The 12,072-nt window shown below is 67.5% G+C and carries 11 protein-coding genes; 5 read left to right on the top strand and 6 right to left on the bottom strand.

Annotated features, from left to right (window positions below):
• The first annotated feature begins 33 nt into the window (after positions 1-33).
• Positions 34-603 carry a phosphonate degradation HD-domain oxygenase gene (locus ACM1PE_RS04875; RefSeq protein ID WP_054451012.1) on the top strand — a complete coding sequence of 190 codons (570 nt, stop codon included), beginning with the start codon at positions 34-36 and terminating at the stop codon, positions 601-603.
• Here ACM1PE_RS04875 and ACM1PE_RS04870 read toward each other — a convergent pair.
• Positions 581-1,813: an MFS transporter gene (locus tag ACM1PE_RS04870; RefSeq protein ID WP_419342626.1), complete on the bottom strand. Its 1,233-nt coding sequence runs from the start codon at positions 1,811-1,813 to the stop codon at positions 581-583. The two genes, ACM1PE_RS04875 and ACM1PE_RS04870, sit on opposite strands and share 23 nt — an antisense overlap.
• Before the next feature lie 116 nt (positions 1,814-1,929).
• Between ACM1PE_RS04870 and ACM1PE_RS04865 the strand changes: the two genes are divergently transcribed.
• Positions 1,930-2,862, top strand: a complete 933-nt coding sequence (locus ACM1PE_RS04865; protein WP_419342625.1) for a LysR family transcriptional regulator — start codon at positions 1,930-1,932, stop codon at positions 2,860-2,862.
• Here the strand turns inward: ACM1PE_RS04865 and ACM1PE_RS04860 are convergent.
• Together ACM1PE_RS04860 and ACM1PE_RS04855 are read right to left on the bottom strand one after the other, a co-directional pair.
• The gene (locus ACM1PE_RS04860) at positions 2,856-3,710 is read right to left on the bottom strand and encodes a sulfurtransferase (protein ID WP_059379262.1); all 855 of its coding nucleotides are present in this window, start codon (positions 3,708-3,710) and stop codon (positions 2,856-2,858) included. The two genes, ACM1PE_RS04865 and ACM1PE_RS04860, sit on opposite strands and share 7 nt — an antisense overlap.
• 37 nt (positions 3,711-3,747) lie before the next feature.
• Complete coding sequence (locus ACM1PE_RS04855; RefSeq protein ID WP_054451009.1) at positions 3,748-4,602, bottom strand: DMT family transporter; 855 nt, start codon at positions 4,600-4,602, stop codon at positions 3,748-3,750.
• Between the two features lie 151 nt (positions 4,603-4,753).
• Here ACM1PE_RS04855 and htpX point away from each other — a divergent pair, with 151 nt between their 5' ends.
• Both htpX and ACM1PE_RS04845 read left to right on the top strand, forming a co-directional pair.
• Positions 4,754-5,635 (top strand): protease HtpX, encoded by an 882-nt coding sequence (htpX, locus tag ACM1PE_RS04850; protein ID WP_013392481.1) that lies wholly within the window; start codon positions 4,754-4,756, stop codon positions 5,633-5,635.
• Between the two features lie 232 nt (positions 5,636-5,867).
• A complete protein-coding gene (locus ACM1PE_RS04845; protein ID WP_419342624.1) occupies positions 5,868-6,995 on the top strand; it encodes a lactonase family protein in 1,128 nt (375 codons plus the stop codon).
• A 40-nt stretch (positions 6,996-7,035) separates the two neighbouring features.
• Here the strand turns inward: ACM1PE_RS04845 and ACM1PE_RS04840 are convergent, their stop codons facing one another.
• Positions 7,036-8,427 (bottom strand): L-serine ammonia-lyase, encoded by a 1,392-nt coding sequence (locus ACM1PE_RS04840; RefSeq protein WP_059379339.1) that lies wholly within the window; start codon positions 8,425-8,427, stop codon positions 7,036-7,038.
• Between the two features lie 173 nt (positions 8,428-8,600).
• Between ACM1PE_RS04840 and ACM1PE_RS04835 the strand changes: the two genes are divergently transcribed.
• Positions 8,601-10,262, top strand: coding sequence for a Na/Pi cotransporter family protein (locus ACM1PE_RS04835; RefSeq protein WP_059379264.1), 1,662 nt, complete (start codon positions 8,601-8,603; stop codon positions 10,260-10,262).
• A gap of 78 nt (positions 10,263-10,340) precedes the next feature.
• Here ACM1PE_RS04835 and ACM1PE_RS04830 read toward each other — a convergent pair whose 3' ends face one another.
• Complete coding sequence (locus ACM1PE_RS04830) at positions 10,341-11,129, bottom strand: dienelactone hydrolase family protein (RefSeq protein WP_419342623.1); 789 nt, start codon at positions 11,127-11,129, stop codon at positions 10,341-10,343.
• Between the two features lie 72 nt (positions 11,130-11,201).
• Entirely contained in the window at positions 11,202-12,041 is an 840-nt protein-coding gene (locus ACM1PE_RS04825; protein ID WP_059379265.1) for a ZIP family metal transporter, read from the bottom strand.
• Positions 12,042-12,072 lie beyond the last annotated feature (31 nt).

The following is a 12,072-nucleotide window of genomic DNA, read 5'->3' as shown; positions in this document are numbered from 1 at the left end:
GCCCTCCCCTATGCGGCCACCCAGGAGACAACCATGGCCTTGACCTTGCAAGATATCGAGCAGATTTTCCTGGAGCGCGGACACCGCTCCTATGACGGCGAATCCGTCAGCCACCTGCGGCACGCGCTGCAGACCGCGGCGCTGGCGGAACGCAACGGCGCCGGCGCCCACCTGATCACCGCCAGCCTGCTGCACGACCTGGGCCATCTCATCGCCGACCGGCCCGGCACGCCCACGCTGCGCGGCATCGACGACAAGCACCAGTACTTCGTCCTGCCCTTCCTGCGCGGCCTGTTCAGCTCGGCGGTGCTGGACCCGATCCGGCTGCATGTGGAAGCCAAGCGCTACCTCTGCTATGTGGAACCGCAATATGAAGCGTCGCTCTCGGAGGATTCGAAACGCAGCCTGGCGCTGCAGGGGGGCAGTTTCGATGCGAGCCAGGCGGTGGAATTCGCGAGCATGCCGGGCGCGCCGGATGCGATCCGCCTGAGGCGGTGGGACGACATGGCCAAGGTTCCGGGGCTGGCGACGCCGCCCCTGGACCATTTCCTGGAGATCGCCGAGAGCATCTCGGGGCGGGTCAAGCTGGCTGCCATCTGGTAGGGCTGGCGGGAAAGCCATGCGTCCTAGCGGCCCAGACGACCGCCAGCGTCGCCGCCAGCAGCGCCAGCAGGGCCGGCACGAACGCGCCCACGCCCAGGCGTTCGAGCAACGCGCCGCCAACGATGCCGCCCGCGGCAATCGCCGTGTTCCACGCGGTCACCAGCATGGACTGCGCCACGTCCGCGGCGTCGCCCGCCGTCTTGGCCAGCGCGGTCTGGAACAGCGTCGGCGAACCGCCGAACGCCACGCCCCAAGCCCCCACCGACAGATAAAGCATGGCCGGCATGCCGCCCGCGATACCCAGCGCCAACGCGGCCAGGCCGAACAGGGCGACGCAAGCCAAAGTCAGCACCCGCAAATGGCGGTCGATCAACGTCCCGATCAGCCAGATCCCGGCCAGGGAACTGAGTCCGAACACCAGCAGCACCAGCTCGGTGCTTGCGGCCATGCCCAGCGATGCCAGGAACGGTGCGATGTAGATGTAAAGAATGTTGTGCGCGAGGACGAACGCCAGCACCGCGAACAGCACCGGACGCACGCCGGGCAGCAGGAAGACATGCCGCAGCGGCAGTTGCTTGCCCCGGGCCTGTCCCGCAAAGTCCGGCACCCGCAAGCGCACCCAGACCATCAGCAGCACTGCCAGCGCGCTCATGATGCCAAAGCCGATGCGCCACCCCCACAGCGCCCCAAGAAAAGTTCCGGCAGGCACGCCCAGCGACAGCGCCAGCGGCGCGCCCAGCATCGCCACCGCGATCGCGCGGCCCTGCTGATGTGCGGGCACCATACGCGCGGCGTAACCCGCCAGCAGCGCCCACAACAATCCCGCCGACATGCCGGCCAGGAAGCGCGCGGCCAGGGTCAGCACATAGCTGAAAGACAACGCGGTCACTGTATTGGCCAGCACGAACCCGGCGATCGCCGCCAGCAGCAGCGGACGCCGCCGCACGCCCCGGGTCGCGGCGACCAGCGGGATCGCCGCCGCCAGCGACCCGATCGCATAGATGGTGACGGTCTGGCCGATACTGGTCTGGGACACGGCCAGGCCCTGCGCCATCTGCGGCAGCAGCCCGGCCGGCAGCGCCTCGGTCAGGATGGTGATGAAGCCGGCCATCGCCAGCGCCAGCAAGGCGCCCAGCGGCAGCCGGTCGCGGCCGGCGGGGGGAAGCGCCGGCGCAGTGCGCGGACGCGGGGAATTCGTAGGTTTTTTCATCTCAGGCACCTCGGTTGCAGCTTGGTGCCGAGACGATATAGGCCCGGAGATTAAAGAAAAAGTAGGCTACATTTCCTTCTTCTGCGGAACCAGATGTCCGCAATCAAGGAAACCAGATGGATAGCCTCAATGGCTTTGTCGTGTTCGTGCAGGTTGCGGAAACGCGCAGCTTCGTCGCCGCCGGCAGGCTGCTGGGCGTGTCGGCATCCGCCATCGGCAAGAGCGTGGCGCGGTTGGAAGAAAAGCTGGGCGTGCGCCTGTTCCACCGCAGTACGCGCAGCGTCACCTTGACGGCCGAGGGCGCGCTGTTCCTGGAACGCAGCCGCCGCATCCTGGCCGAGATCGAAGCGGCCGAACTGGAGCTGTCGCAGGCCGCCGCCGCGCCCCGCGGACGCCTGCGCGTCAGCCTGCCGCTGGTCAGCGGACTGGTGCTGCCGGTGCTGGGCGAGTTCATGCGCGAGTATCCCGAGATCGAACTCGACCTGGATTTCACCGACCGGATGGTGGACGTGATCGAAGAAGGCTTCGATGCCGTGGTGCGCACGGGCGAACCCGCCGACTCGCGCCTGTCGGCGCGCCGCCTGGGCGCGTTCCAGATCCTGCTGGTCGCCTCCCCCGCCTACCTGGCCAGCCGCGGCACGCCCAAAACGCCGGCCGACCTGCTGCGCCATAGCTGCCTGCACTACCGCTTTCCCAGCAGCGGCAAGCTGGAGACTTGGGCTCTGCGGCAAGCCGAAGGCGAGCCAGAGCTGCAGCTGCCCGTCTCGATGATCTGCAACAACATCGAGACGCGCGCCTGCTTCGCGCTGCAAGGACTGGGTATTGCCTACCTGCCGGACTTCGCCATCCGCGAACCCTTGGCGGATGGCCGCCTGGTGCAGGTCCTGAAAGGCAAATCGGAGCGGACCAACGTCTTCCACATCCTGTGGCCTGCCAGCAAGCACCCGTCGCCGAAAGTCCGGGCGCTGGTGGACTTTCTGGGTGCCCGGGTCTTCACGGACGCCCGGGCGTCCAGGCCCGGGCATCAGGTCCAGGCGTCAGGTCACTGAGCGCCCGTGGCCACCGGGCGGGACGGATCGCTGCACCACTCGCTCCAGGAACCCGGGTACAGGCGCGAACCTGACAAGCCCGCGATTTCCATGGACAGCAGGTTGTGGCAAGCCGTGATGCCCGAGCCGCACTGGTGCACGATGGCCGCCGGATCGCGGCCGTCCAGCAGGCTGGCGAACTCCTCGCGCAACTGCGCGGCCGGCTTGAAACGGCCGTCGGCCTGCAGGTTCTCGCCGTTGGGACGGTTCAACGCGCCCGGAATGTGGCCGGCCACCGGGTCCATGGGTTCGACCTCGCCGCGGTAGCGGTTGGCCGCGCGCGCGTCGATCACGGTGAAGGCCGGATGGGCGATGTTGTCCAGCACCGCCTGCGCATCCACCGAACCCGCCAGCGAGGCGCCCGGCTCCACCGGCTGGCCCGCGCGCACGGCGGCGCCGGCTTCGGTCGTGGTCGGCAGGCCGGCCGCGGTCCAGGCCTGCCAGCCGCCGTCCAGCACCGCCACCTGGTCGTGGCCCAGCCAGCGCAACATCCACCACAGGTGCGCGGCGTACATGCCGCCGCTGGCGTCGTAGGCCACCACCAGGGTCTTGGGCGTCACGCCGTGGGCGGCCATGAGCGCGCCGAACGCGCCTCGCGACGGCAACGGATGACGGCCGTTCTTGCCGGTGCGGGCTGCGGACAGCTCGGTTTCGTGGTCCAGGTAGCGCGCGCCGGGGATGTGGCCCGCGTCATAGGCCTGACGGCCCGCCGCGTGGTTGGTCAGATCGTGGCGCACGTCGAACACGCGCACGTCCGGCGCATCCAGGCGCGCGGCCAGTTCGGCGGCGGAAATCAGGGTCATCGGCATTCGGTGTGCTCCTGTAAGGGTGTGGGGCGACCGCGGCTCAGGCCGGCTTCGGATCGCGCATGGTGCGCCAGATCGACAACAGGCCCGCGAAAATGATCAGGCCCATGCCGGCCCAGGCCAGGGCGTCCAGCTGTTCGCCCCAGAAGCCCATGCCCAGCAAGGCCGCGAAGATGATGGTGCTGTACTGCAGCGCCGCCGTCAGCAGCGCCGACCCCAGGCCGAAGGCGCGGGTCATGGCCAACTGGCCGAACAGGCCCGTTACGCCCACGCCCAGCAGCGACAGGTAGCCGGTCCAGTCGGCGTGGCCCCAGCCCTCGAACAGCAGTCCGGCCAGGCTGGACACGCAAACGGCCACGGAGAAGAACAGCACGGTGCGCCATTCAGGTTCACCAACCCGGCCCAGCTGGCGGATCTGCATCATGGCGATGGCCGACATGGCGCCTGCGGTCATCCCCAACAGGGCGGCCAGCCACTGGTCCTCGTTGATGCTGGGCCGCAGCACCGCGATCACGCCCAGGAACCCCAGCGCCACCGCCACGATGCGCACGGGGTCGCGCTGCGCGCCGCCCCAGCCCAGCATCCAGCAGGCGATGAACAGCGGCGCGGTGTAGTTCAGGCTGGTGGCGGTGGCCAGGGGCAGATGGGCGATGGCGAAAAAGCCCAGCCACATCGAGGTGACGCCGGACAGGTTGCGCCACAGGTGGAGTTTCCAGCTGACGGGAATGATGGACTGGCGGCCGGCGCGGGCCCAGATCAGCAGCAGGATGACCGACGGCAGTCCACGAAACAGAACGACTTGCGGCAGCGAGGCGCCGTGTTCGGTGCCGAGCTTCACGAACGAACCCATGATGGCGAACATGGCGGACGCCAGCAACATCCAGAGTGCCTGCATGGGGGTCTACGCTAAGGGAAAAGTGAAGAGGAATAAGGGAAAGCGATACTATACTCTCCGTCACCGGAAGCGGCGCCGCGAGTCGGGGAACTGGCGGCCCGCAGCAGTGTCGAATCCCGGCATATCCTGCTCGCAGAGGAACACAAAAAACATGAAACGCATTGTCCTGTTCGTCCTGACCAACCTGGCTGTCATGCTGGTGCTGTCGGCCACGCTGCGCATCCTGGGCGTGGACCGCTACATCACCGCCAACGGCCTGAACCTGAACGCCCTGTTGATCTTCTCGGTGGTGGTCGGCTTCACCGGCGCGATCATCTCGCTCCTGATCAGCAAGCCCATGGCCAAATGGAGCACCGGCGCCCAGGTGCTGGACCCGAACTCGCCCCGCAACCAGCGCGAAGCCTGGCTGGTCGACACCGTGCACCAACTGGCCGACCGCGCCGGCATCGGCCGCCCGGAAGTCGCCATCTATGAAGGCGCCCCCAACGCCTTCGCCACCGGCGCCTTCAAGAACGACTCCCTGGTCGCGGTGTCCACCGGCCTCCTGGAAAGCATGAGCGAGGAAGAAGTCGCCGCCGTGCTGGCCCACGAAGTCGCGCACATCGCCAACGGCGACATGGTCACGCTGACGCTGATCCAGGGCGTGGTGAACACCTTCGTCGTGTTCCTGGCCCGCGTGGTCGGCTACTTCATCGACCGCGTGGTGTTCAAGAACGAACGCGGCATCGGCCCGGGCTACTACATCACCGTGCTGGTCTGTGAAATCATCTTCGGCGTGCTGGCCTCGATCATCGTGGCCTGGTTCTCGCGTCAGCGCGAATATCGCGCCGACGCCGGCTCGGCCCACCTGATGGGCGCCCGCGAACCCATGATCCGCGCCCTGGCCCGCCTGGGCGGCCTGGAACCGGGCGAGCTGCCCAAGTCCTTCGAGGCCTCGGGCATCACCGGCAAGGGCGGCCTGGCCGCGATGTTCGCCTCGCACCCGCCGATTCCGGCCCGCATCGCCGCGCTGCAAAATGCACGCGTGATCTAAGCCTTTCGCTCAGACGGGCCGCGCGCCCGTCACCCTGACTCGATGGCCCGCCTGCGCGGGCCATCGTCTTTTCCGGCTCCGTCCAAAAGAAAAACCGCCCCAAGGATGCGAGGCGGGCCCCCCGAGGACGATTGACGATCAGATATTCCTGCTTAAATGGGGTGGGGGCATAACTTCAGGGGCCTGGCGCCGGTCCTGGCCGTATGGATAGACGTGATGTCGAGGGCAGACCATGGCTGAATCGAATACGCACTCCCCGGCCCGCGGAACGGGCAGCTGGCTGATTGCCGTGGGCACGTATACGCGGCCGATGCCGCATGTGCATGGCATAGGGCGCGGCATCCACCTGCTGAGTTTCGACTCCGCGACGGCCGCGCTGCGTGAATTGCGGGTGCACAGCCATAGCGTCAATCCCTCTTACCTGTGCCATTCCGCGTCCCTCGGCCTGCTGTATGGCGTGAGCGAGCAGGAAGAAGGCGCCAGCATCGACGTCTACGCGGTCGACGACGCGGCCACGCTGCGGCACTTGCTCAATGTGCCTACCCCTGGCGCCAGCCCTTGCCACATCTGCCTGACCCCTGCGGCGGACCGCCTCTTCGTGTCCAACTATGGCAGCGGCGAACTCCTGAGCTACCGGCTCGACGGACAGGGGTTGCCCATCTCCCCGCCCGACATCATCGTGCGCCATGGCAGCGGTCCGCGCAGCGACCGCCAGGCGAGCCCCCATGTGCATTGCGCCCAGCCGACCCCGTCCGGCGATGCGGTCTACCTGTGTGACTTGGGTACCGACAGCGTCGCCCGCCATGCCCTGCGGGGCGCCGCGCTGGATCTGCTCCCGGACCTGCAGCTGCAGATCGGACCAGGTTCCGGGCCGCGCCATCTGCGGCTGAATCCGGCCGGTACCCGCGCCTTCGTGCTCAACGAACTGTCCAATAGCGTGACCGTCGTTCAACTGCCCACGGCACGCAATCCCCATGCACAGGCGCTCACCCGGATCGGCACGCTGCCCGCAGATTGGCACAACGCCAACTCCGCGTCCGCGCTCTGCCTGCATCCGAGCGGACGCTGGCTCTACGCGACCAACCGCGGCCACGACAGCATCGCGGGATTTCGGCTATTGGAATCCGCCCCGTGGCTTGAGCCGATAGGCTTGTGGCCCGCCGGCGGGCGCACGCCGCGCGACGCCGCCATCCCCCCGGACGGCGGCTTCCTGCTGGTCGCCAGCCAGGACGAGCACCGCATTTCCTGCATGCGCATAGACCCGGACAGCGGCCAGCTGCAGCCTGCAGGCGTGCCGTTTGCCATTTCCTCGCCGGCCTGCGTTCTTCCCTTGCTTCGGAAAGGACCCCCAAGGCCCTGACATCCGTTCGCCCTCCTGCATCGTCGTCACCCCGCCCCCGTCAGCACTCGACGATGTTCACCGCCAGCCCGCCGCGCGCGGTTTCCTTGTACTTGGTCTTCATGTCGGCGCCGGTTTCGCGCATGGTCTTGATGACGGAGTCCAGCGACACGTAGTGCTGGCCGTCGCCGCGCAGCGCCATGCGGGCAGCGTTCACGGCCTTGATGGACGCCATGGCGTTGCGCTCGATACAGGGAATCTGAACCAGGCCGCCCACGGGGTCGCAGGTCAGGCCCAGGTTGTGCTCCATGCCGATCTCGGCCGCGTTCTCGACCTGTTCGACGGTGCCGCCCAGGGCGGCGGCCAAGCCGCCCGCCGCCATCGAGCAGGCCACGCCGACCTCGCCCTGGCAGCCGACCTCGGCGCCCGACAGCGAGGCGTTGTACTTGTAGAGCAAGCCCACGGCGGCCGCGGTCAGCAGGAAGTCGCGCACGCCTTCGCGGTTGGAACCGGGCACGAAGCGGTCGTAGTAATGCAGCACCGCCGGGATGATGCCGGCCGCGCCGTTGGTCGGCGCCGTCACGACGCGCCCGCCCGCGGCGTTCTCTTCGTTGACCGCCATGGCGTACAGATTGACCCAGTCCATCACGGACAGGGGATCGGACAGGGTGCGCTCGGCGCGCTGGGTCAGGTTGCGGTAGAGCTCGGGCGCGCGGCGGCGCACGCGCAAGGGGCCGGGCAGTTCGCCGTCCGCTTCCGGATAGTTGATGCCGCAGCCGCGCGACACGCAGTCCTGCATGACCTGCCAAATGCGGTCCAGCCCGGCATGCACCTCGGCCTCGTCGCGCCAGGTCAGCTCGTTCTTCATCATCAGCTGCGCCACCGACAGGCCGCTCTCGCTGCACATGGCCATCAGTTCTCGACCCATGCGGAACGGGTACGGCAACTGGTCGTGCGCGGCGATGACCTGGCTGTTGGACGCGCCGGCCGTCACCACGAAGCCGCCCCCCACCGACAGGTAGCGGGCCTCGCGCAGCGATTCGCCATTGGCGTCAAAGGCGTGAAACTTCATGCCGTTAGGATGTTCCGCCATGGCTTCGCGGCGGTAGAACATCATGTGTTCCTTTTCGACGAAAGGAACCGGATAGCGTCCCAGCAGCGGCAATTGGCGGCTGGCCCGCACCGACGCGATCATGCCGGCGATGGCGGCGGGGTCGACGGTGTCGGGGGCTTCGCCCATCAGGCCCAGCAGCACCCCCTTGTCGGTGCCGTGGCCCTTGCCCGTGGCGCCCAGCGAGCCGTAGAGCTCGGCGCGCACCGTGGCCACGCTGGACATGAGTCCATCGCGCTCCAGGCCTTGCGCGAACAACAGGGCGGCCCGCATGGGGCCCACCGTATGGGAGCTAGACGGGCCTATGCCTATCTTGAACAGGTCGAATACGGAAACGGCCACGCAAAACTCCATTGCATCTGGGATTGATGAGGCAATGATACGCGTAGGCCAGCCCGCGCGCAGCAGGCCCGGCAAGCGTATGCTGTATTGCGGGGACAGGTTCCCCCGGCAGCGCCGCGCATGCGATCATTACAGAATTATTACTTGTCATAAAAGAATGGAAACACGCCAGGATGTCCGGACTCATTACCCTGCTTGACTTCGCCGGCTACGTCGCCCTGCTCCTCTGGGGCGTGCACATGGTCCAAACAGGCGTACAGCGCGCCTTCGGGGCCGCCCTGGGCGCCGCGTTGGGCAAGGCCCTGGGCACCCGGCTGCGGGCCTTCGCCGCCGGACTGGGCATTACCGCCGCGCTGCAGAGCAGCACCGCCACGGGCCTGATGATCACGGGCTTCGCGGCCGGCGGCGTCGTCGGCCTGGCGCCGGCCCTGGCCGCCATGCTGGGCGCCAACGTCGGCACCACGCTCATCGTCCAGTTGCTGTCCTTCGACCTGACCTCGCTCGCCCCCATCCTGATCCTCGCGGGCGTGTGGATGTTCCGCCGCTACCCGCCCGGCCGCACGCGCGACCTCGGCCGCGTCTTCATCGGCCTGGGGCTGCTGCTGCTATCGCTGCACCAACTGGTCGAACTGTTCCAGCCTTTCCAGACCGCGCCCATGCTGGGCATGATCCTGGACGCGCTGTCGACCCAGCCGGTGGCCACCGTGCTGCTGGCAGCCGCCTTCACCTGGGCGGCGCATTCCAGCGTGGCCGTGGTGGTGCTGGTCATGTCGCTGGCCAGCCATCACATGGTGGCGCCGCACGTCGCGTTTGCGCTGGTGCTGGGGGCCAACCTCGGCACCGCCATCAACCCCATGATCGAAGGCGTGACCGGGGACGATCCCGCCGCCCGCCGCCTGCCCCTGGGCAACCTGCTGACGCGGGTGCTGGGCGTGCTGGCCGGCCTGATCCTGCTGCCCTATCTGCAGCCCATGATGAGCGACCTGGCGTCCGACCCGGCCCGCGCGGTGGCCAACTTCCACACCCTGTTCAACGCCGTCATCGCCCTGGTGTTCCTGCCGCTGCTGACGCCCTACGCCGCCCTGCTGACCCGCTGGCTGCCCAAGCGCGCGGATCCGAACGACCCGTCGCGCCCCCAGTACCTGGATGAATGGGCCCATGACGTGCCGGCCGTGGCCCTGGGCAACGCCGCGCGCGAAGCCCTGCGCATGGCCGACATGCTGCAGACCCTGCTGCTCTACGCCCGCGCCGGCTTCAAGCGTGACAACCGCCACCGCATGGTGCAGGCGCGCCAGTTGGACGCCGCGCTGGACAAGCTGGAAAACGCCATCACCACCTACCTGGCGACCCTGGACCAGGAGAACATGACACGCGAGGACATCCAGCGCCTGGACGCCATCCTGGCCTTCACCAGCAATATCGGCCACGCCGGCGACATCGCCAACCACGGTCTGCTCAGCCACATTTCCAAGCTGCGCAAGCAGGGCTGGGTCTTCTCTCCGGAACAGCGCGCCAGCCTGGACGACACGCTGGGCCAGCTCATCGCCAACCAGCGCACCGCCGCCGCCCTGTTCGTCAACGACGACCTGCGCCAGGCCCGCGCGCTGGCAGGAGAAAAGGCCCGCTTCCGCTCGATCGAGACCAATGCGGCGGACACGCACCTGCAGAAAATCAAAGGGGGCGAGGTCGACGCCGCCGAGGTGGGCGCGCTCTACCTGGATATCCTGCGCGACATGAAGGGCATCAACTCCCATCTGGTCGGCGCGGCGGCCTATCCTCTGTTGGCGCGTCACGGCGAACTGCTGCCCAGCCGCTTGCGCGAAGCGGGGAACTGAGCGGAACGAAAAAGCCGACCTTATGTGGTCGGCTTTTTTCAACTGTGCTCTCCGGCAGTTTTCACTGCCCCCCGCATCCTACAAATAGCGCTTGAACCACTCCAGCATGCGCTTCCAGCCGTCCTGCGCGGCCTCGGCCTTGTAGCTGGCGCGGTAGTCGGCCAGGAAGGCGTGGTCGGCCTCGGGATACACCACGAACTCCGAGCGCCGGGCGTTGTCGTTGCCGGCGGCCAGCTTGGATTTCATGGTTTCGACGTCGGCCAGCGGGATGCTGGCGTCCTTGCCGCCGTACAGGCCCAGCACCGGCGCGTGCAACTCGTTGACCACGTCGAAGGCAAAGCGCTTGATCAGCGGGCCATGGCCCACGCTGAGCTTGCCGTACCAGGCCACCGCCGCCTTCACGTCGGGATTGTGGGCGGCATACATCCAGGTCAGGCGGCCGCCCCAGCAAAAGCCGGTCACCGCCACGCGCTTGGGATCGCCGCCATGCGCGGCGGCCCAGGCCACGCTGGCGTCCAGGTCGGCAAAGACCTGCTCGTCCGGCACCTTGCTGACCAGTTCGGCGATGAGTTTCGGGATGTCGGTATAGACCGAGGCGTCGCCCTGGCGCTCGTAGAGATTGGCGGCGACGGCAAGGTAGCCGGCCTTGGCGACCCGGCGGCGCAGGTCCTTGATGTGCTCGTGCACGCCGAAGATCTCCTGCACCACCAGCACGATGGGCAGGTCGCGCTTGCCTTCGGGCGCGGCGTAATAGGCGGCGATCGTGCCGTCGGCCACGGGCAGCTTGAAATCCCCGTGGACCAGGCCCTGGGTGTCCGTGTGGATCACGGTGGGCGCGACATTGCCGGCTGCGGCGGAAAAACTCATGAAGAACTCCTGTGTAGGGATGATCAACCAAGCCGGATATCCCGCCAGCGCCTGCATGGCCTCGCGCCGATCCTAATGCCGGTGGCCATGCTCCGCTTGCGGCGCGGCCAGGCCGGCTTCGGCCTCGTGGTCGTGCCCGTGGTGCATGACCGTGGTGACGCTGTAGATCAGCGCCACGCCCACGCCGACCAGCAGCAATTGCGGGACGGCATCGGCCAGGGATACCCGTTCGTGCATCTGCGGCATCAGGTCGGCCACCGAGATATAGAGGAAGCTGCTGGCTGCAACCACCAGGACATACGGCACCCATTGCTGCGCCTGCTGCAACACGAAGTACCCTATTATGCCGCCCACGGCTGAACACAAGCTGGTGAAGAGGATCAGCGAGAAGGCGCGGCGGCGCGCCAGGCCCGCGTTGAGCAGCACCACGAAGTCGCCCAGCTTGTGCGGCACTTCATGAATGATGATGGACGCCGCAGTCAGCACGCCCAGCAGGGGGTCGGTCAGGAACGCCGCCGCCACCAGCACCCCGTCGCATAGATTGTGCAGCGAGCTGCCGATCAGGATCAGCACGCCGCCGCGGCCCGCCTCGTGGCGGTCATGTCCCTTGTGGTGGTGATGGCCGTCGCCCTCGTGGTGATGGCTGTGGCGCAGCAGCGCGATCTTCTCCAGCACGAAAAATCCGATCAGCGACGCCAGCATCAGGCCGAACAGCACGTGAGCATCGCCCACCCCGGTCTCGAAGGCCTCGGGCAGCAGGTGCAGCAGCGCCACCGACAGCAGCACCCCCACCGACAGGCTAACCATGTGGTGCAGGTATTGCGCGAAGACCTTGTAGGCCAGCCAGCTGGCGACAAGGACGGCGATAAGCCCGCCGGTGACGGTGGCGAGCAAGATCCAGAGCAGCAACATTTTTGGGGGGACGCTTTAAGGCGGAGGGAAG

The sequence above is a fragment of the Achromobacter sp. PD1 genome, from assembly GCF_048541815.1.
Taxonomy (GTDB): domain Bacteria; phylum Pseudomonadota; class Gammaproteobacteria; order Burkholderiales; family Burkholderiaceae_B; genus Achromobacter; species Achromobacter bronchisepticus_A.
The sequence above is the reverse complement of the archived record's forward strand: the minus strand, read 5'-3'. Positions and strand labels throughout refer to the sequence as shown.

Bases quoted from the DNA above. Each gene is read 5' to 3' on its own strand.
- ACM1PE_RS04875 (WP_054451012.1), top strand. From the start codon at position 34: ATGGCCTTGACCTTGCAAGATATCGAGCAGATTTTCCTGGAGCGCGGA.
- ACM1PE_RS04870 (WP_419342626.1), bottom strand. From the start codon at position 1,813: ATGAAAAAACCTACGAATTCCCCGCGTCCGCGCACTGCGCCGGCGCTT.
- ACM1PE_RS04865 (WP_419342625.1), top strand. From the start codon at position 1,930: ATGGATAGCCTCAATGGCTTTGTCGTGTTCGTGCAGGTTGCGGAAACG.
- ACM1PE_RS04860 (WP_059379262.1), bottom strand. From the start codon at position 3,710: ATGCCGATGACCCTGATTTCCGCCGCCGAACTGGCCGCGCGCCTGGAT.
- ACM1PE_RS04855 (WP_054451009.1), bottom strand. From the start codon at position 4,602: ATGCAGGCACTCTGGATGTTGCTGGCGTCCGCCATGTTCGCCATCATG.
- htpX (WP_013392481.1), top strand. From the start codon at position 4,754: ATGAAACGCATTGTCCTGTTCGTCCTGACCAACCTGGCTGTCATGCTG.
- ACM1PE_RS04845 (WP_419342624.1), top strand. From the start codon at position 5,868: ATGGCTGAATCGAATACGCACTCCCCGGCCCGCGGAACGGGCAGCTGG.
- ACM1PE_RS04835 (WP_059379264.1), top strand. From the start codon at position 8,601: ATGTCCGGACTCATTACCCTGCTTGACTTCGCCGGCTACGTCGCCCTG.
- ACM1PE_RS04830 (WP_419342623.1), bottom strand. From the start codon at position 11,129: ATGAGTTTTTCCGCCGCAGCCGGCAATGTCGCGCCCACCGTGATCCAC.
- ACM1PE_RS04825 (WP_059379265.1), bottom strand. From the start codon at position 12,041: ATGTTGCTGCTCTGGATCTTGCTCGCCACCGTCACCGGCGGGCTTATC.